The organism is Halomicrobium sp. HM KBTZ05 (genome assembly GCF_041530035.1).
GTDB lineage: Archaea > Halobacteriota > Halobacteria > Halobacteriales > Haloarculaceae > Halomicrobium.
In genome coordinates, this window is sequence record NZ_CP168057.1 from 2444939 (window position 1) to 2463951 (window position 19013).

Sequence of the window (19013 nt, forward strand, 5' to 3'; positions counted from 1 at the left end):
TGTTTCCACCGTTCACAGAAGACACTTATCGGGACCGCGGCACCACGCCCACATGGGTCTCCGTACCGCGCTCCTCGTCGTTACGGTACTACTGGCTGGTTGTGTCGGTAATCCGGGACCAGCCGGAACAGTCACCGAGACGAAGTCGAACGCCACGAACAGCACCGAGCGAACCGTCGTCTCGAACGTCAACGAGACCAAGGTCGTCGAGCGAGCACTCAATGCCGAGAAAGCGTACGTCGCTTCGAAGCTTCGGAACGCCTCCTGTGTCGAGTCGTGGGACACCTACCCGATCGTGATGGACCGTGAAGGGACAGTCGTCAATCAGACAACATCGGGGCTCTACGTCGACGTTCAGCAGCCCTACGCCTGGGGGAACGAGGACATCGAAGCCGATTCCGCCTCCAGGGCGACGTACCTCGTCACCGACAACGAGACGCAGCGAGTCTCTGGGCCCGAGATCGATCCCTGCTGACACGCCTCGACGTGGCCGTTCGTGAGGACGCCGAGTGACATCGCTCGTTTTAACCGCTCGAACGCGCTACGAACGGTAATGACAGAGTCCGGCGTGCCCGGGGACGGGGGCCAGTCTATGGAACTGCCCTGTGGGGAAGAGCGCTCCATCCACGAACTCGACATGGGCCTGCGGGAGATCGACTGTCGCTGCGGCGAGACCCACGCCGTCGTGATGGACATGCACCCCCTCTCGCGATTCGTCCCGGAGTTTCTCGTCGAGATCCTCACCGAGACCGTCGAACCGGCGGAGGACGACCGCGAGGAGTTCACTACGGCGCACCTCATGGCGATCGTGATGGAGGAGTTCCCCGAGGAGATGGCCGTCGCCGACGTGGCAGAGGACGGGGCCGTCGGCTACGCTCTGGTGTGGGTGGCCGACTTCGACTCCCGACGACTCCACGAGATCGTCGTCGAGTTGCTCGTCGAGCTGATGGAACACGCCGTCAGCCACGCCGAGGACGACGCGGTCATGGACCAGTTCGAACAGGAGATGCTGGAGTTCGACGTCAGCGAGTTCGTCGAGCAGTACCGCGCGCGGCGAGACTTCGAGTCCGAGCACGACTCGCCGGTCTGAGTCGTGGTCCGGACGAGCAATTCGGAGAGTCTCGCGAGCGAAGCGAGCGAGACAACAGCAGATGTCGTCTGCTGGCACTTCGAGTCCGAGCAGGACTCGCCGGTCTGATACTACCGGCTGTAAATCTGTGAACGATTTCGCCACCCCGGGGTGGCGAAGATCGTCACGAAGTTACAGCCGGCAGTATGAGTCGTGGTCCGGACGAGCAATTCGGAGCGTCTCGCGAGCGAAGCGAGCAGTCTATATAGATCCGACCATAGAACATAGATCGGCCGGCGATAGCGTATGACAGCTGTCTGCATCTTCCGACAGTTCGCCGTCCCGCGATTCTGCCCAGAACGCCGTCTGACGGCTGTCTGACGGTGTTATATGGTGTGTGAAGGCGTGTGTATGCACATGCGCACACGGCACGGCGAGTTCGAGCGAATTCGATCGGTGCTCGAAGACGCCGACCCGGACGAGCCGTTGACGGCGCGCGAGATCCTGCAGGTCCTCGACGAGCACGGCGAGGAGTTCGACAGCGCCCACCGCGTCGCGACGGTACTCGGACGGCGTGCACAGACCGGTGAGGTCGAGGTCATTCGCGACCAGCCCTACCGGTACCAGTTCGCCGACCGGAACAACTGATCGGGCGGCCGGCGCTCGCCGGCTGTTGGTCTCGTGAGGCGTGCCCGGGCCAGTCCGGGATTGTAGCCGGTAGGGTGATGGGACAGTCGTTTGTCCGTCGAGCGCGTTCGATCGATCGACGGTCAGGGTGGTGTCACGACCACCCATGCGACACCACCACATTACGACATTCGAAATTCGGTTTCGATCTTCGTATCCTTTCGCCGGGCTTATTACGATGTGCGGACTCCCCACGGACAATGACAGAGAGCGAAGACCGCACAATCTTGCTCATCGGGAGTGGCCCGATCCAGATCGGACAGGCAGCCGAGTTCGACTACTCCGGCGCACAGGCGTGCCGTGCCCTGCAGGAGGAGGGCGCACGGGTCGTCCTGGTGAACTCGAACCCGGCGACGATCATGACCGATCCGGAGATGGCCGACAAGGTGTATCTCGAACCGATCAACACCGAGGCGATCTCTGAGATCATCCGGAAGGAAGATCCCGACGGCGTCATCGCCGGTCTCGGCGGTCAGACCGGCCTCAACGTCACGGCCGAGTTGGCCGAGGAGGGGGTCCTCGAAGAGCACGACGTCGAGATCATGGGCACGCCGCTGGACACGATCTACGCGACGGAGGATCGTGACCTGTTCAAACAGCGCATGGAGGAGATCGGCGAGCCGGTGCCGTCTTCGACGACGATCACCCTCGACGAGGGCGAGACCGTCACCGAACTGACCGAGGAGAGCCTGCGCGACCGCGTCGAGGACGCCGTCGACGAGGTCGGCGGCCTGCCGGTCATCGCACGCACGACGTACACGCTCGGTGGCTCCGGCTCGGGCGTCGTCCACGAGATGGAGGAACTCATCGAGCGCGTCCGCAAGGGGCTGCGCCTCTCTCGGAACAGCGAGGTGCTGATCACCGAGTCCATCGAGGGGTGGGTCGAACTGGAGTACGAGGTGATGCGCGACGCCGACGACTCGTGTATCATCATCTGTAACATGGAGAACATCGACCCGATGGGGATCCACACCGGCGAGTCGACGGTCGTCACGCCCTCGCAGGTCATCCCCGACGAGGGCCACCAGGCGATGCGCGACTCCGCGCTGAAGGTGATCCGCGAGCTCGGGATCGAGGGCGGCTGTAACATCCAGCACGCCTGGCGCGACGACGGCACGCCCGGCGGCGAGTACCGTGTCGTCGAGGTCAACCCTCGCGTCTCCCGTTCCTCCGCGCTGGCCTCGAAGGCGACGGGCTACCCGATCGCCCGCGTCACCGCGAAGGTCGCGATGGGCAAGCGCCTCCACGAGATCGACAACGAGATCACCGGCGAGACCACCGCGGCCTTCGAGCCCGCGATCGACTACGTCGTCACGAAGGTGCCGCGCTGGCCCATCGACAAGTTCCGCGACGTGGAGTTCGAGCTGTCGACGGCGATGAAGTCGACCGGCGAGGCGATGGCCATCGGCCGGACCTTCCCCGAGTCGATGCTGAAGGCGCTGCGCTCCTCGGAGTACGACCCCGCCGTCGACTGGAGCGAGGTCGACGACGACGAACTCGAAGACGACTACCTGATCCGCCCGACGCCGGATCGGCCCTATGCCATCTTCGAGGCCTTCGCCCGCGGCTACACGGTCGACGAGATCGTCGAGCTGACCGACATCGAGCGCTGGTACGTCGAGCGCTTCCAGCAGATCGAGGAAGCCGCCGAGGCCGCACAGAACGGCGACTTCGCGACCGCCGCGGAGGCCGGTTTCACCGACCAGGAAATTACCGCGATGGCGGGCGGCGAGTTCAACGACACGCACGCCTCCTGGGTTCCGGAGGGCGACCTGAGCGAGAAAGGCGACGAACTCGAAGCGGCGACAGACGGGTCCGGTGTCACCGTCGAGGACGTCGAGAGCGAGACGGTCGATCGGGACTTCAAGCTCGTCGACACCTGTGCCGGCGAGTTCGAGGCGACGACGCCGTACTACTACTCGACGCGAGACCCCATCTCGGGGATCGATCGCAACGAGCTACAGATCGACCCCGACGTAGAGAGCGTCGTCGTGGTCGGTGGCGGCCCGATCCGGATCGGCCAGGGCGTCGAGTTCGACTACTGTTCGGTCCACGCGGTCCGCGCGCTCGAAGAGGCCGGCATCGACGCCCACGTCGTCAACAACAACCCCGAGACCGTCTCGACGGACTATGACACCAGTGATGGCCTGTTCTTCGAGCCGGTCACGGCCGAGGAAGTCGCCGACGTGATCGAAGCCACCAACGCCGACGGCGTGATGGTCCAGTTCGGCGGCCAGACCTCCGTCGACATCGGCCACCCGCTCGAACAGGAACTCGACCGTCGCGGCCTCGACTGTGAGATCATGGGCACCGCGGTCGACGCGATGGACCTCGCGGAGGACCGTGACCGCTTCAACCAGCTGATGGACGACCTGGGCATCGCACAGGCCGAAGGCGGGACGGCGACCAGCAAGGAAGAGGCGCTGGACCTGGCTCACGACATCGGCTACCCCGTCCTGGTGCGTCCGAGCTACGTGCTCGGCGGCCGCGCGATGGACGTGGTGTACAACGACGAGGACCTCGAAACCTACATCGAGGAGGCCATCCGCGTCTCCCCGGACAACCCGATCCTCGTCGACGAGTTCCTCGCGGACGCCGTGGAACTGGACGTCGACGCCGTCGCCGACGGCGAGGACGTGCTGATCGGTGGCGTCATGGAGCACGTCGAGACCGCGGGCGTCCACTCCGGTGACTCCGCGTGTATGATCCCGCCACGCTCCCAGGAGATCAAAGACGTGATGCCCCGCATCCGCGAGGTCACGGAGGACATCGCGTCGGCCCTGGAGACCGAGGGGCTGCTCAACGTCCAGCTCGCGGTCCGCGACGGCGAGGTGTACGTGCTCGAAGCCAACCCGCGTTCCTCCCGAACCGTGCCCTTCATCGCGAAGACGACGGGCGTCCCACTGGCCAAGATCGCGGCGAAGGTCATGGCCGGCGCGACCCTCGAAGAACTCGACTACGAGGAGCAGGTCCCGGACCAGGTCTCGGTCAAGGAGGTCGTCCTGCCGTTCGACCGCCTGCCGGGCTCGGACCCGCGCCTCGGCCCGGAGATGAAGTCCACCGGCGAGGTCATGGGGACGGCCGGCTCCTTCGGGAAGGCCTACCAGAAGGCACAGATGTCCGTCGACAAACCGATCCCGCTCGACGGGACGGCGCTGGTCGACATGCCGATCATCGGCTTCGAGGACCACTTCGACGTGCTCGATTTCGACGACTTCGAGGACGTCGACGCTATCGTCGAAGCGATCCAGAACGGCGAGATCGACATGGTGCTGTCGCGTAACCGCGACGTGCTGGAAGCGTGTGTCGAGGAGACGGTCACGTACTTCTCGACGCGTGAGTCCGCCGAGGCCGCCCTCGAAGCGATCAACGCCGACGACCAGCCCCTGAACGTCCAGGACATCGCCTCGCGACCCAAGACCCAGCGCGAGTGGGGCCGCTGAGACGAGTCCCCATCTGCCAGCTCGGGTCCGTAAACTGAATCTCTTTTTTCTTGCCCGAACGGCCACTTTTCTCTTGGTGAGGGCCTGTACTAGGACCTTCGAGAAGTAATATCGCTACAAACACAACCGTAATACGGCGGTACTCACTTTCGGAACCTATGCAACGTTCGACAACGAGCAGGCCCCGCCCACCGAGACGGTCGATCAGGTCCATCGTTTCCGTGGTCGAACCGCGATGAACGAGGGACAGATTACCGAACGCGCGCTCACGCTGGCCGAGATGGCTCCCCACGAGTCGGTGACCGTCGACCTGCTCGCGGGCCGGGACGGTCGATTCTCACCTGGACCGCCGCTGAACGAACCGCCAGTGACGTATCTCGAAAGCACGGAAGCTCCCGCGTACGTCTTGACGAACGGGAAGCGTGGCATCGGCTTGGGGACGAAGCGAAACACCGTCTCACCAAGTGGCGACAGGCGGACCATCGTTCTCGTCAGCGGCCGGCGAACCCTCTGTCTGGTCGGCCAGGCCGACGGTGACGAGATCGTCGAGATTCCACACGACGCCGTCGTCAGCGTCTCGTACAAGACCGGCTTCCGTGCGAACCGGATCGCACTCAGAACGCCACAGAAGACCTACCACTGCTGGATACACCGCAAAGCCGAGGAGTCGCTGCTCGAAGCGGCGACGGCGTTCGTCGAGGACCACAAGCGTGAGACTCCCGAGGCCATCGACGGCGACGACGACGCGAACCGCGTGATGTACCGCGGCCGCCCAGTCACGCGAGACGTCCTCGACGACACCTCGGCAGCGGACAGTGATCAGACCGTCACGTATCGCGGACAGCCGGTCGACGACTCGTCGGAGTAGCGGTCGCCGGTAGCTACTCGACGGTGACGCTCTTGGCGAGGTTCCGGGGTTTGTCGATCGATCGGCCCAGCCCCTTCGCGGTGTAGTACGACACGAGCTGGAGCTGGACGTTCGCGAGCACCGCGGCGGCTTCGGGGCGGGTCTCGGGAATCTTCAGCACCTCGTCGGCGTACCGTTCCACGTCGCTTCGCCCGTCCGTGACGGCGACGACGGGCGCGTCGCGAGCTTCCACCTCTTTGACGTTGCCAACGGTCTTGCGGGCCTGCTCGCCGTCGCCGACGACGACCGCGAACACCGGGGTGTCGTCGGTCACCAGCGCGAGCGGGCCGTGTTTGAGTTCGCCCGCGGCGAACCCCTCCGCGTGCTTGTAGGTGATCTCTTTCATCTTCAACGCGCCTTCGAGTGCCACGGGGTACTGGTGGCCGCGGCCGACGAAGAAGTACGCTCCGGCGTCCTGGTACTGCTCGGCGACCGCACTGGCGCGAGAGTCGTCCAGCAGCGCCTGCACCTGTCCCGGCAGGTCACGCAGTCCGGCGATCGCCTCGCGGGGACGGTCGACCGGCGCGGTCCCGAGCGCCAGGAGGTTCAGCGCCGCCAGTTGCGAGGCGAAGGTCTTGGAGGCGGCGACGCCGATCTCCGGGCCGGCTCTGATGTACAGTGCGTGATCGCACTCGCGTGCCGCAGTCGAGCCGACGGTGTTGGTCACGGCCAGCGTGCGTGCGCCGCGGTGGCGGGCCTCCCGCAGCGCCGAGAGGGTGTCTGCGGTCTCGCCGCTCTGGGTGACTCCGACCACGAGCGCGTCGCCGATCGGCGGCGGTGCGGTCGCGTACTCACTGGCGAGGAAGGTCTGGGCGGGGATGCCGGCCCGTCGGTACAGCTGTGCGCCGTACAGCGCGGCGTGATAGGAGGTCCCGCAGGCGACGAACTGGACGCCGGTCGGCGAGAGGTCGCCGAGATCCTCGATGTCGACGGCGGCACCGAGTTCGTCGACGCGACCCCGAAGACACTGGCGGAGTGCGCGGGGCTGTTCGTGGATCTCCTTGAGCATGAAGTGATCGTAGCCGCTCTTGCCGGTCTCTTCGGCGTCCCAGGCGACGGTGTCGATCTCCTTCTCGACGGGGGTCCCGTCGCCGTCGGTGACGGTCCAGCCCTCGGCGTCGAGACGTGCGAACTCGCCGTCGGCGAGATAGACGACCCGGTCGGTGTAGTCCCGAAACGCGGGCACGTCGCTGGCGAGGTAGGTCGCTCGGGTCGTCCCGCCGGTGGCCGCCGATGCCCCGTGTGGCTCGCTTCCCTCGTCGAGGCCGAGCACCAGCGGCGAGTCGTTGCGTGCGACGAAGACCGCCTCCGTACCGGCGACGACCGCGGCGACGGCGTAGCTCCCCTCCAGGCGGTCGACGGCCCGCCGCAGTGCCGCCATCGGCTCCGCGCCGTCTGCCAGCGCGTCCTCGACGAGGTGTGGGATCACTTCCGTGTCGGTGTCGGAGGCGAACTCGTGACCGTCGGCGACCAGTTCGTCCCGGATCGACTGGTAGTTCTCGATGATCCCGTTGTGGACGACCGCCACGTCGCCGGTGCAGTCCCCGTGTGGGTGTGCGTTGGCGTCGGTCGGGGGACCGTGCGTCGACCAGCGCGTGTGTCCGATCCCGACCGCGCCGTCGATCGTCGTCTCGTCGAGCAGCGCACGCAGCTCGTCGATCTCGCCGGACCGTTTGGCGACCGAAACCGTGTCGTCGGCAAGCGCCACCCCGGCCGAATCGTAGCCGCGGTACTCCAGCTTCGAGAGCCCGTGGACCAGTACGTCGAGGGTCTCGTCGGCCCGGCCGACACAGCCGATGATCCCGCACATCAGCGGACCACCTCGGCGTCCTCGGCGACGTGGCCGAAGGCGTGAACGCCCGCGTGGAGGGTCGCCGACGGGCCGACCAGCGTCCCGGGCGACACCGAGACGTTCCCTCGCGTCGTCACGCGGTCGGCGAACACCGCACCGAGCGTCCGGTCTTCGAACACTTCGGTCCCGATCTGTACGTCCGCGGGACCGCCGGGGACGACCGTCTCGACGCCGAGTGTCACGTCCTGTCCGGCGACCGTATCGACCAGCGTCGCGCCCGCGTCGACGCGCGTGTCCGCGTCGAGCACCGACTGCTGGACCGTCGCGTTCGCGCCGACGGTGACGTTCGCTCCCAGCGCCGCGTCCGGTCCCAGCACCGTCCCCGCCGCGACCTCGCAGTCCGGACCGACCACGACCGGTGCTTGCAGCGTCGCGTCCGCGTTGACGTGCGCGGAGTCGGCGACCCAGACACTGTCTCGACGGTTCGACTCCGTGACCCGTCCGCGAGCCAGCACCTCGCGGGCGACCGTCAGCAGGTCCCAGGGATACGTCGCGTCGACCCACAGCCCGTCGGTCGTCACCGCGCGGACCCGATCGGAGTCGATCAGGCGCGCGATCGTGTCGGTCAGTGCCAGCTCCCCTTCGGCCCGTGGCGTGGCCTCGATCTCGTCGAAGATCGACTTGGGGAACGCGTAGATGCCGCCGTTGATCAGACGGTACTCGTCGGTCTCGGGCTTCTCGACGATCGAGTGGAGGTCGCCGTCCCGCAGGTCGACGGCCCCGTAGTGGCTGGCGTCCTGACGCTCCAAGACCGCCAGTGCCGGCGTCTCTGGGTCGGTCTCGAAGTGGTCGATCACGGAGCCGACCGTCTCGCCGTCGATGACGCGATCGCCGTTGACCACGAGGACGGGACCGGACACCGCGTCGCGGGCCTGTAGGAGAGCGTGGCCGCTGCCCAGCTGTTTGCCCTGTGTGACGTAGCTCAGCGGGACGCCCCGGTACGACGGGCCGAAGTGGTCTTGCACGCGATCGCGCTTGTAGCCGACGACGACGACGATCCGGTCGAGACCGGCCTCGACGAGGGCGTCGAAGACGTATTCGAGAATCGGGCGGTTCCCCGCGGGTAACATCGGCTTGGGACGGTTGCGCGTCAGCGGGCGCAGTCGCGTTCCCTCACCGGCCGCCAGGACGACGGCGGTTCGTACGCTCATACGAAACTAATCATTCAGCGGACGTTTGAACGTTTTGCCCCCCCTAACGAGCGGCGTTCGCCGCGGTAACGACCGTAGGCAGAGCCTACCCGCAGTCTCGGGCGATCACTGTTCGCTGATGTTCTCCCCGGCGACGCGCCGTCCCTTCGTCGTCAACTGGACTTCGGTGCGCTCGCGAACCACGCTGATCACGTCGAGTTCGATCAGCCGGTCGAAGATCTCCTCGCTTTGCTCGACGTCGATTCCGACGAAGCTGGGGATGTCGAACGGGGAGACCCCCGAGTGCAGCGCCATGATGACCCGCCGCTCCGTACTGGAGAGGTCGAGATCGGCCTGGTTTCGCTCGGCGCTCTCTTCGAGCATCACCTGCAGGACGGTCGCGTGGAACTCCTCGCCCGCGAGGTGGGTCTCGACGCTGATTCCGTCGTCGGTGTGCTCGACCTCGATGACGGTCCGTTCTTCGCCCGACACCGTCTTGTCCTCGATGGTCAGCCCACCGATGTCCGCCCGTTCGACCTCGACGGCCTGTCCGTCTGCCAGTGCGAGTTGCAGGGCCTCGTCGGTGACTTTCATCCGGCCTTTCGTCCACTCGGTGTTCTGGACGACGCCGCCCTCGACGGCCGGGTGCTGGACGAGGATGATCTCGCCGTTCAGCGACGCCCGGTACAGATCCGTCTCGAAGGCCTCGTGCTCGCCGGCCGAAACCAGCAGTACGTCCTCGCCGACGTGGAGCGCGACGTAGTTCGAGACGCCGGCACTGGCCTGGTTGACGTCGTGTCGATCCGCGATCCGGTCGATCGACTGCAGAGAGATCTGTCGTTTCCCGTCCGAGATCAGGACCAGTCGCTGCGTCGTGAGCACGATCCGGCAGGCCGTCCAGGACGCGTCGTTGCGTTCGCGTCCCTCCTGGACCGCCTGCATGAACTGCCCGCGCGTGTCCGCGATCTTCTTCTCGGTGTCACTCATGCTGGTCCGGGGTCGTTACGGGCACGTTGCCCACTCTGGGGAATATAACTTCCGCCCCAGTTTTTGGACGGGAGAATTGGCCCCGTCCGTGTGGTTTACTGCTCGTTCATCGCCTCGCTGGCCATGTTGCGACCCTGGGCGTTGAGGCTGACCTCGGTCCGGGTGCGTACCTCGTCGACTGCACCCACGTCCAGGAGCTTCTGGTAGATCTCCTCGACCTCGTCGACGGGGATCCCGACGAAGTCCGACATCTCGAAGGGCGAGACCCCGGAGTAAAGCGCCATCAACACCTGGCTCTCGATCTCGTCGAGTTCGTAGTCGCCCTCTCGCTCTTCGATGACGCGCTCGAACAGCGACTGCAGAGCCGTCGTGTGGTGGTCCATCCCCGAAAAGTACGTCTCGACGCTGCGGTCGTCCTCGTCGGTGTGCTCGACCTCCAGAACGGTCCGCGTCTCTCCCATGACCGCCTGTTCGCTCGTCTCGACGGTCCCCACGTCGTCGACCGCGAACGTCGTCTCCTCGCCGCCGGGAAACGCCAGCGTGATCACGTCGTCGTCGAGCTGGAATCTGGTCTTGCGCCAGGTCGCTTCGTCCTGAATCACGCCGCCGACGACGGCGGGGTGTTTCGTCAGGATGACCGTCGCGTGGAGGGTCGCACGGCAGTACTCCAGTTCGAAGTCGGAGACGTCGGCAGCGTCGACCAGCACGACGTTGTCGCCGATACGCATCGGCGTCGCCCCCGCTGGATCGACCGACGCGGGCAGCTCCTCCTCGCCCACCACCTCGATGTTGCTGTGGGGCAGGGCCTGCTTGCCGGAGCTGTTGGCCAACACGAGGCGCTTGTCGGTCATGACGAGCCGACAGGAGCGCCACTGTGGGTCATCGACCGGCGTGCCGCCCTTGACGGCGTACATGTAGTCGCCCGCAGTGTCGACCAGCTTCTGTTCTTCGCTGCTCATCTCCTCGCTCGTCACGAACGTTGCGTTTACCGGTATATAAGTCCTTCAGGCCGACACCTACCCTCGACACTCGTCGCGTCTGTCAGACCAGCAGTAGGCCACCGCCAAGCATCGCGAGTCCGCCGAAGCCGACACAGACTGCCCAGAATGGGACGCGCCGGACGAGGCTGACGAGCGCCCCGACCGTGAGGTAGCCGGCGACGGCACTCACCGCCAGCGCGGCCGCGGCGGCCGCCGGTGAGACGACCGGGACGCCGTCTCTGAGGACGACGATCGCGTTCGCGCCGAGGGCCGCCGGGATCGACAGCAGGAACGAGAGCCGGAGCGACGACTCGCCCTCGTGGCCGCGCAACAGCAACGCACTGACGGTCGTCCCCGACCGGGAGATTCCCGGAAGGATCGCGATTCCCTGCAGCCCGCCCACCAGCACGGCGTCGAGCCAGTCGGGCGTCTCGCTCGTGCCCAGCGACACCCAGGCGGCGAACCGCTGGAGCAGTCCCGTCAGGACCAGCAGGCCCCCGACGAGGACGACGAACGCGCCGCCGGTCAGCTCCGAGACGACGGCCTCCAGGACCAGTAGAGCCGGCAGCCCGGTCACGCCCGTGGCCAGCGTCGCGAGCACGAGAAAGGAGAGGTCTGCCGTGTCGTCCTCGAACGCGGTCCGAGGCGACCACTCCCGTAGTGAAGCGAGTACCGTCCCGACTTCCGTCCGGTAGTACGCCAGCGCCGAGCACGCGGTGCCGGCGTGGACGAACAGCGCGAGCTGTGTCGCCACGGCCGGCGACGACCCGGTGAGCGCGGTGACGAGGATCGCCACGCTCCCCTCACTGGAGACGGGCAACCATTCGAGGACGCCCTGTGCCAGCCCGACCAGCGCGGCGACGACGGCGTCGTCGACGTTCATACCACATCCGCCGCCCTCGGGATAATGAACGCACCGATCCACGGTGATCGGCGCGCCCGTCCGCCCGTTTCCGCCCCGTTGCCGACGGCAAAGTGACGATACCGAGACAGGTGGTGCGGCGGACCGGAACGATAAAGTCCGCTTCCACGTGTTACTAGACAGAACGAGTCCGTCGGCCGCCGTCGCTCGTCTCTTGGCCCGCTCGCAGCGGGCCGCTGGGGCCGTCGGCGGTTGCGACACGTCTCACCTATGCACTCCGAAACCGGCGTCTCGAACGTCGTCCTCGTCACGGTCGACTCGCTCCGTGCGGACGCCATCGGTCCGTACGACAGCGATCGCCACACGCCCGTCATGGACGAACTCGCCCAGCGGGGAACGGTCTTCGAGCGCGCCTTCGCCAACGGAAACTGGACGCCCTTCTCGTTTCCCTCGATGCTGGCGTCCTCGCCGGTGTTCGCCGACGACGGCCGGATCGGTGTCACGGGGGTCGAGACGCTCGCTGAGACGCTCTCGGACGCGGGCTTCCACACCGGCGGTTTCAACGCCGCCAACGGATTCCTGACCGAACACTGGGGGTACGACGACGGCTTCGACGAGTTCGACTCCTTCGTCGCCAGCGTGGGCTCCAGCATCTACAGCCGCTATCTCGCGACCCATCCGACCGTGGAGGCCTGGCTCCAGCTGGCGACCTCGCCGTTTCGCCGCGCCCGCTCGTGGCTCTCGTCGGCAGAGAGCCACCGTCCGTTCCTCGACACCTCGCGGATGTTCGACGTCGAACAGGGGGCGACCTCGTTCCTCGAATCGGCCTCGGAGCCGTTCTTCCTGTGGATCCACTACATGGACGCCCACACGCCGTACGTCCCGGCCCCGCGGTACATCCGGGAGGTGTCTGCCGACCGCTTCGGGACCCACCGGATGGTCCTGGCTCACCTCCACGCCGGGCTGGGCTGGGAGGTCGGGGACCGGACGCTTGGCAACCTCAGGACGCTCTATCAGAGCGCCGTCCGGCAGGTCGACGACAGCGTCGGTCGCGTGTTAGACGCCCTGTCGGAACACGGCCACGACGACGACACAGCCGTCGTGCTGGCCGGCGACCACGGCGAGGAGTTCCAGGACCACGGCCACCTCGCCCACTACCCGAAGCTGTACGACGAACTGATCCACGTGCCGCTGATCGTCGACGTGCCGGGCGCAGAGAGTCGGCGCGTCGAGAGACAGGTCGCCCTCGACTCGCTCCCGCCGACGGTGGCCGACCTCGCGGGCGTCTCCCCGCCAGCGGAGTGGCGCGGGGACTCGCTGGCCCCCGCCGTCTTGGAGGGGGAGGCACCGGCCGACGAGCCGGTCGTCTCGGTCACGGTCCGGGGCGAGGAAGTCACCGACCAGCCCATCCCGCGCTCGCTCGACGACGGCGACCTCCTCGTCAGCGTCCGCGACCGCGACTGGAGTTACATCGAGAACGTCGACACCGGCGACCGGGAGCTGTACCACCGGCCGTCAGATCCCGGTCAACAGGCGGATCGCTCCGACGGCCCCGACGCCGAGGCCAGGGCCGTGATCGAGGCGTTCGAACCGCTCGTCGACGCCCACGCAGACCTGCTACACGCGGCAGAGCAGAGCGAGGCCGACGACGAGATGGACGAGGATCTGGACGCCAGACTGGAGGCGCTGGGCTACAAGTAGATGGTCCGGAATCTGCTTCGCAACCTCCATAGCGGTCCGCTCGCCCTACAGCTGCGGCGGTTCGTCGTCGTCGGCGGCATCGCGTTCGCGCTCCAGCAGGCGTTGCTGGCGTTGTTCGTCGAGGGCGGACGCCTGAACGACCTCGTCGCGCTCACGATCGCCATCGAGATCACGATCGTCTTCCAGTACGTGCTCAACAACGCCTGGACGTTCGAGGCGACACAGAACACCGGGCGGCGCGAGTTCCTCGTCGGCCTGTTGAAGACGAACCTCGTCCGTGGCTCTGCGATCCCGATCCAGCTCGGCATCTTCTACGCCCTCTCGGAGTGGGCCAGCATGTACTATCTGCTGGCAAACGTGTTCGCCGTCCTCATCAGCGGCGTCTACCGGTACGTCCTCGACGCCCGCTGGACGTGGGGCCAGGCGTAGTGAGGGTTCGAAACTGAATTACGCCGTCGTGACGACTCACCGGCAATGACACTCCTCGACGACGTTCGGGCCGCCGTCGCGACCGGCCCGCTCTGTGACTCCTGTCTGGGCCGGCTGTTCGCCGAGCGCAGTTTCGGCCTGACGAACACGGAGCGCGGTCGGGCGTTGCGGACGACGATCGCGCTCGACGACGACGAGCCCTACGACCCGCCCGAAGAGTGCTGGGTCTGTGAGGGCGAGACCGCGCGGTTCGACGAACTGGCCGAGCGGGCCGCAGCCGCGGTCCAGGGCTACGAGTTCGCCACCTACCAGCTGGGCACTCGGGTGCCGCCGCTGTTCGAGGAGAACGACGCGTTGCTCCGCGAGGACGTGGGACTGGACGGCAGCGAGCCCGACGCCGACCACGACGACCGCGAGGCCTTCGCTGGCGAACAGCTCAAGACGGAGTTCAACCGCGAGGTCGGCCGCCGCGTCGGCGACCTGACCGGCGGAGCAGTGGACTTCGAGCGCCCGGACGTACAGCTGACCATCGACCTCGCGACCGACGAGATCGACGTGCAGGTCAACTCCGCGTTCGTCTACGGACGCTACCGGAAGCTCGAACGGGACATCCCCCAGACGAAGTGGCCCTGCAACGAGTGTGGCGCGACCGGCCTCAAGCGCGGCGCGGAGTGTTCGGGCTGTGACGGCACCGGCTATCGGTACCCCGAGAGCGTCGAGCAACTGTCCGCGCCGGTCGTCCTCGACGCGATGGACGGCGAGGAGGCGGTCTTTCACGGCGCTGGCCGCGAGGACGTGGACGCCCTGATGCTCGGGGGTGGTCGTCCCTTCGTCATCGAGATCAAAGAGCCCCGCCGCCGCGACGTCGACATCGACGACCTCGAAGCGGAGATCAACGACTTCGCCGACGGCAAGGTCGAGGTCGAGGGGCTCCGGCTGGCGACCCACGACATGGTCGCCCGCGTCAAGGAACACGAGGCTTCCAAGACCTACCGCATGGACGTAGAGTTCGAAGAGCCGATCGACGAGGCGACGCTCGACGACGCCATGGCGACGCTCGACGGCGCGACGATCGAACAGCGCACGCCCCAGCGCGTCGACCACCGTCGTGCCGACATCACTCGGACCCGCGACGTGTACGACATTGCGGGCGCACTCGACGACGCCCGCCACGCCGACATCGAGGTCCACGGGGCCGGCGGGCTCTACGTGAAGGAGCTGATCTCCGGCGACGAGGGGCGCACCCAGCCCAACCTCGCCGACGAGGTCGGCACCGGCGCGGTCGTGACGGCACTGGACGTGCTCGACGTGGAAGGCGAAGACGAGCCCTTCGAACAGCCCGAGTTCTTCGTCGAGGACTGAGCCGCCCCGCCCGCGTCACTCTCTCGGCCCGAGGTCGTCGGTCGCCGCACGGACCAGTTTGGCTTCTGCTTTCTGGAGGTGGTCGCTCGCTGTCGCTGGCGCACAGTCGAGTTTCTCGGCGACGTCTGCGTGCGTGCCGCCACGGGGCTGCTCGTAGTAGCCGATGTCGAGTGCCGCCTGTACCGCCGCTCGTTGCCGCTCGCTGAGCGTCGCCGTCGGGTCGTCTCGCCCGCCTCGAAAGCGGCCGATCTCGTCGACCCGAACGTCGATCGCGTCCGGAGCGTCGGCCATCGCGTCTTGGATCGTCTCGGCCTGTCCGACGACGGTCCCGACCATCTCCCCGTCGCGATACACCATCGGCGTCCGGACGACGAGGCCACGTTCGGTGCTGGCCTCGTGAATCGCGTCGAACAGCGGCGTCTCGGTTGCCCGCATGACGACGAGAGCATATGACCGGTCGCCCGCACCGTCCGAGCAATCGACGGACTCGATCCCCGGAGTCGCCGTCGCCCCCTCGACGAACGCCGTCGGGTCGCCGTCGATCGCGATGAGGAGCGTCTCGTCGCCCTCGGGTGTCGTATTCACCTCGATCACGCGGGCCTCCTCGATGGCCTCGGAGTTGGCGAGCAGCGTGAAGAACGCTGGTGCCCGTTCGGGATCGACGTGGGCGGTGACTCGCAGATGCTTCATCTATCGGTTCCTTCCGGTCGCTCGGCATAAAATTACAGTATCGACGGCGACCTGCCCCCTCTTGAATCCCACTGGTATCCCCCACAGAATCGTCTTCCCCCGTGGCGGACTCGCGGATACCAATGCGAGCGACGGAACACGAACCGACGGCACTGACCGGCAGATCATCGCGAGAAAGGCACACCAGACTACTGGCACCAGTCCAGGGGACGGGGGCATCGCTGTCCGACCGTCACCGAAGGACGACGGGGCGTGACCAGTGATGTCGTGGATCGATCGTCCCGCCGCGGTGGTCACCGAACACAGCATCGCGGTCGTCCTCGTCGTGCTCGTCGTGACGGGGGCGTTCGGTGCCGGACTCGGGCAGATCGAACAGTCTTCGTCGGTCAGTGGCCTCTCTGGCGAGTCCGACGTGGCGGAGGCGTACGACGACGCCAGAACGAACTTCTCGACGCGCGAGGCGAACACGACCACCTCGCTGATCGCCGTTCACAACGAGAGCGACAACGCGCTCTCCAGGGCATCGCTCGTCCGGACCCTCCGGTACCAGCGTGCGCTCGAACGCAACGAGACGCTCGCGCCGACCCTCACGGCGGACGAGGCGACAGTCAGTATCGCCAGCCTCGTCGCACGTGCCGCCATTGGGGCCGAAGAACGCGAGGAGCTGTGTAACTGTACGATCACCGGCTGGTCGAATTCGCCCAGAACCGACGGCAACGTGACAGCTGGCGCGGGCGGCGAGGCGAGTTCGCCAACGCTAGACGAGCAGATCGCACAGCTAGCGTCGATGGATCAGCGCGAGGTCGCGGCGGTGGTCGAGCACGTCCTCGATCCCGAGGTGACCTCGCAGACGAGCAGGGCTGCCTACCAGCTGCTCCCTCGGGGGTACGAGCCGGGATCGACGACTGCTGACAGCCACCTGATCGTCGTGACCCAGGAGACCGACGGCGAGGTACGTGCGGCGGCGGCGATCTCCGAGGAAGTTTCTGCCGGGCAACAGGCCGCACGCGCGATCGCGACCGACCAGCCCGGTTCCGAGTCGTACTACATCTACAGCCGCGGGCTGGTGAGTCCCCAGCAGAACGCCGCGATGTCCGACAGTCTCGGTATTCTCGGGCCGATGGCACTCCTGTTCGTCCTCCTCTCGCTGTCGATCGCCTATCGCGACCCGATCGACGTGGTCCTGGGGCTGATCGGAGTCGGAGTCGTTCTCGTCTGGACGATGGGGTCGCTCGGGTGGCTCGGGATCGCGTTCAACCAGACGATGGTGGCGGTCCCGATCCTGCTGATCGGCCTATCGGTCGACTACGCGTTGCACGTCGTCATGCGGTACCGCGAGGAGCGTGGCGAGCGCGACGACGGTGTCCGGAGCGCGATGCGACGATCGCTCGTCGGCGTCGGCCCCGCGCTCGTGCTGGTGACGCTGACGACTGCCATCGGGTTCCTGGCGAACCTCACGAGCCCGCTGGGCGACATCCGGTCGTTCGGGATCGTTACCGCGATCGGTATCGTCGCGACCCTGGCCGTGTTCGGGCTCTTCGTCCCCGCGGCCAAGACCGTGACGTCGTCGCTGCTGGCCCGCTTTGGCTTCACCGACACCCCTGCTGTACTGGGGTCGACCGGGTTCGTCCGCCGGGTCCTCGGAACCGGGGCCGCCGCCGCCCGACGCGCGCCGTTCGTGGTCGTCGCCATCGCGTTGCTCGTCGGTGCCGGCGGGGCCTACGGTGCCACACAGGTCGACGTCGCGACGCCACAGACCGCGTTCATGGCCGACGACCCACCCGCGTGGACCGAGGAACTACCGGCGTCGATGCAGCCCAGCGAGTTCTACCTGAAGGACAATCGTGCGTTCGTCTACGCGAACTTCCAGGCACCAGACAAACGGGGCTTCGTCCTCGTCGAAGGCGCAGTCGATTCACCGACGGTCCTGGAAGGAGTCGCCGCCGCGAACGAGACGGCGGCCGAGTACGACGCGGTGTTCGCCGGGCCGGGCGGGACGCCCGAGATCGTGACGCCACTGTCGGCGATGCGCCAGGCAGCCAGGCAAAACGAGACGTTCAACGCGACGTTCCACGGGGCGGACACGGACGGTGACGGGATTCCCGACCGGGACGTGGCCACTGTCTACGACGCTTTCCACGACACGGCCCCCGACCTGGCGACGCGCACCGTCCACCGGACCGAGGACGGGCGCTACACTGCTATCAGGATCCGGATCGCCACCGAAGGGAACCGGGACCGCGACGCAGCAGTCGCACCGCTGTTGGCAGTCAGCACCGGGTTCGACGACGTCGACGGCGTGGATGCGATCGCGACCGGCCAGCCGGTCATCTCGAAGAACCTCAACGACGGCCTGGCGACGACGATGGTCGAAAGCCTAACGCTGACACTCGTCGTCGTCCTGGCGTTGCTGGCGATCGTCTTCCGCCTCCGGGAGGGGAGCGCCTCGCTGGGGGCACTGACGCTCGCACCGGTCGTGCTGAGCGTCACCTGGCTGCTCGGGACGATGGCGGCACTCGACATTCCGATCGGCCTCATCACCGCGATGGTCGGTAGTCTCTCTGTCGGGCTGGGTGTCGACTACGCGATCCACGTCAGCGAGCGTTTCGCCGAGGAACGGGCCGCCGACCACACGACTGAACGGGCCCTGCAGCGCACGGTCACTGGGACCGGGAGTGCACTGCTCAGCAGTGCAGTGACGACTGCCGCCGGGTTCGGCGTCCTGTCGTTCTCGCTGCTGCCTGCGCTCCAGCAGTTCGGATTCATCCTCGCGACTGGGATCGTCTACTCGTTCCTGGCCTGCATCTACGTCCAGCCGAGCCTGCTGGCGCTGTGGGACGAGTACGTCCCAGCGTGGACCGAGACGACCGAGCCGTCCGTGTCACCCGGTGACGACTGATACGGACGGTTGGCT

Annotated in this window: 15 protein-coding genes; 9 read left to right on the forward strand and 6 right to left on the reverse strand. The window is 66.7% G+C overall.

The genetic code is table 11. The features are described from left to right. The first annotated feature begins 52 nt into the window (after window positions 1-52). The 5 genes from ACAH01_RS12690 (at window position 53) to ACAH01_RS12710 (ending at window position 6067) form a co-directional block, all read left to right on the forward strand. A complete protein-coding gene (locus ACAH01_RS12690; RefSeq protein ID WP_372479433.1) occupies window positions 53-475 on the forward strand; it encodes a hypothetical protein in 423 nt (140 codons plus the stop codon). 78 nt (window positions 476-553) lie between these two features. Further along, complete coding sequence (locus ACAH01_RS12695; RefSeq protein WP_153552581.1) at window positions 554-1090, forward strand: DUF5815 family protein; 537 nt, start codon at window positions 554-556, stop codon at window positions 1088-1090. A 396-nt stretch (window positions 1091-1486) separates the two neighbouring features. Further along, window positions 1487-1717 (forward strand): hypothetical protein, encoded by a 231-nt coding sequence (locus ACAH01_RS12700; RefSeq protein ID WP_018257712.1) that lies wholly within the window; start codon window positions 1487-1489, stop codon window positions 1715-1717. A gap of 239 nt (window positions 1718-1956) precedes the next feature. Continuing rightward, window positions 1957-5199, forward strand: coding sequence for a carbamoyl-phosphate synthase large subunit (gene carB / locus ACAH01_RS12705; RefSeq protein WP_372479434.1), 3243 nt, complete (start codon window positions 1957-1959; stop codon window positions 5197-5199). 235 nt (window positions 5200-5434) lie between these two features. Further along, complete coding sequence (locus ACAH01_RS12710; protein ID WP_372479435.1) at window positions 5435-6067, forward strand: hypothetical protein; 633 nt, start codon at window positions 5435-5437, stop codon at window positions 6065-6067. 13 nt (window positions 6068-6080) lie between these two features. On the opposite strand, the gene glmS is transcribed toward ACAH01_RS12710, so the two are convergent. The 5 genes from glmS to ACAH01_RS12735 all read right to left on the reverse strand — a co-directional run bounded on the left by glmS (window position 6081) and on the right by ACAH01_RS12735 (window position 11938). Beyond that, complete coding sequence (glmS, locus tag ACAH01_RS12715) at window positions 6081-7916, reverse strand: glutamine--fructose-6-phosphate transaminase (isomerizing) (RefSeq protein ID WP_153552578.1); 1836 nt, start codon at window positions 7914-7916, stop codon at window positions 6081-6083. Then, on the reverse strand, window positions 7916-9109 hold the full coding sequence (locus tag ACAH01_RS12720) for a sugar phosphate nucleotidyltransferase (protein WP_372479436.1): 1194 nt from the start codon (window positions 9107-9109) through the stop codon (window positions 7916-7918). Before ACAH01_RS12720 ends, glmS begins: the two co-directional genes overlap by 1 nt. Window positions 9110-9214: 105 nt before the next feature. Further along, a complete protein-coding gene (locus tag ACAH01_RS12725; protein WP_170093699.1) occupies window positions 9215-10075 on the reverse strand; it encodes a CheF family chemotaxis protein in 861 nt (286 codons plus the stop codon). A 95-nt stretch (window positions 10076-10170) separates the two neighbouring features. After that, on the reverse strand, window positions 10171-11034 hold the full coding sequence (locus ACAH01_RS12730; RefSeq protein ID WP_372479437.1) for a CheF family chemotaxis protein: 864 nt from the start codon (window positions 11032-11034) through the stop codon (window positions 10171-10173). Window positions 11035-11116: 82 nt separating this feature from the next. After that, window positions 11117-11938 carry an undecaprenyl-diphosphate phosphatase gene (locus ACAH01_RS12735; protein ID WP_372479438.1) on the reverse strand — a complete coding sequence of 274 codons (822 nt, stop codon included), beginning with the start codon at window positions 11936-11938 and terminating at the stop codon, window positions 11117-11119. 249 nt (window positions 11939-12187) lie between these two features. Here ACAH01_RS12735 and ACAH01_RS12740 point away from each other — a divergent pair, with 249 nt between their 5' ends. From ACAH01_RS12740 to ACAH01_RS12750, 3 genes are read left to right on the forward strand one after another with little or no spacing between them, the layout of a single operon-like run. Beyond that, entirely contained in the window at window positions 12188-13618 is a 1431-nt protein-coding gene (locus ACAH01_RS12740; protein WP_170093696.1) for a sulfatase, read from the forward strand. Further along, entirely contained in the window at window positions 13619-14047 is a 429-nt protein-coding gene (locus ACAH01_RS12745; RefSeq protein WP_372479440.1) for a GtrA family protein, read from the forward strand. Window positions 14048-14092: 45 nt separating this feature from the next. Continuing rightward, window positions 14093-15409: a tRNA pseudouridine(54/55) synthase Pus10 gene (locus ACAH01_RS12750; RefSeq protein ID WP_372479441.1), complete on the forward strand. Its 1317-nt coding sequence runs from the start codon at window positions 14093-14095 to the stop codon at window positions 15407-15409. A 15-nt stretch (window positions 15410-15424) separates the two neighbouring features. On the opposite strand, the gene ACAH01_RS12755 is transcribed toward ACAH01_RS12750, so the two are convergent. Next, on the reverse strand, window positions 15425-16099 hold the full coding sequence (locus ACAH01_RS12755; protein ID WP_170093693.1) for a helix-turn-helix domain-containing protein: 675 nt from the start codon (window positions 16097-16099) through the stop codon (window positions 15425-15427). Between the two features lie 262 nt (window positions 16100-16361). Here ACAH01_RS12755 and ACAH01_RS12760 point away from each other — a divergent pair, with 262 nt between their 5' ends. Next, window positions 16362-18998, forward strand: coding sequence for an RND family transporter (locus ACAH01_RS12760; protein ID WP_372479442.1), 2637 nt, complete (start codon window positions 16362-16364; stop codon window positions 18996-18998). The last annotated feature ends 15 nt before the right edge of the window (window positions 18999-19013 follow it).

Excerpts from the sequence above, each read along its gene's own strand:
- ACAH01_RS12690 (WP_372479433.1), top strand. The coding sequence starts at position 53 with ATGGGTCTCCGTACCGCGCTCCTCGTCGTTACGGTACTACTGGCTGGT.
- ACAH01_RS12725 (WP_170093699.1), bottom strand. The coding sequence starts at position 10,075 with ATGAGTGACACCGAGAAGAAGATCGCGGACACGCGCGGGCAGTTCATG.
- ACAH01_RS12695 (WP_153552581.1), top strand. The coding sequence starts at position 554 with ATGACAGAGTCCGGCGTGCCCGGGGACGGGGGCCAGTCTATGGAACTG.
- glmS (WP_153552578.1), bottom strand. The coding sequence starts at position 7,916 with ATGTGCGGGATCATCGGCTGTGTCGGCCGGGCCGACGAGACCCTCGAC.
- ACAH01_RS12720 (WP_372479436.1), bottom strand. The coding sequence starts at position 9,109 with ATGAGCGTACGAACCGCCGTCGTCCTGGCGGCCGGTGAGGGAACGCGA.
- ACAH01_RS12735 (WP_372479438.1), bottom strand. The coding sequence starts at position 11,938 with ATGAACGTCGACGACGCCGTCGTCGCCGCGCTGGTCGGGCTGGCACAG.
- carB (WP_372479434.1), top strand. The coding sequence starts at position 1,957 with ATGACAGAGAGCGAAGACCGCACAATCTTGCTCATCGGGAGTGGCCCG.
- ACAH01_RS12755 (WP_170093693.1), bottom strand. The coding sequence starts at position 16,099 with ATGAAGCATCTGCGAGTCACCGCCCACGTCGATCCCGAACGGGCACCA.
- ACAH01_RS12760 (WP_372479442.1), top strand. The coding sequence starts at position 16,362 with ATGTCGTGGATCGATCGTCCCGCCGCGGTGGTCACCGAACACAGCATC.
- ACAH01_RS12740 (WP_170093696.1), top strand. The coding sequence starts at position 12,188 with ATGCACTCCGAAACCGGCGTCTCGAACGTCGTCCTCGTCACGGTCGAC.
- ACAH01_RS12745 (WP_372479440.1), top strand. The coding sequence starts at position 13,619 with ATGGTCCGGAATCTGCTTCGCAACCTCCATAGCGGTCCGCTCGCCCTA.
- ACAH01_RS12730 (WP_372479437.1), bottom strand. The coding sequence starts at position 11,034 with ATGAGCAGCGAAGAACAGAAGCTGGTCGACACTGCGGGCGACTACATG.
- ACAH01_RS12700 (WP_018257712.1), top strand. The coding sequence starts at position 1,487 with ATGCGCACACGGCACGGCGAGTTCGAGCGAATTCGATCGGTGCTCGAA.
- ACAH01_RS12710 (WP_372479435.1), top strand. The coding sequence starts at position 5,435 with ATGAACGAGGGACAGATTACCGAACGCGCGCTCACGCTGGCCGAGATG.
- ACAH01_RS12750 (WP_372479441.1), top strand. The coding sequence starts at position 14,093 with ATGACACTCCTCGACGACGTTCGGGCCGCCGTCGCGACCGGCCCGCTC.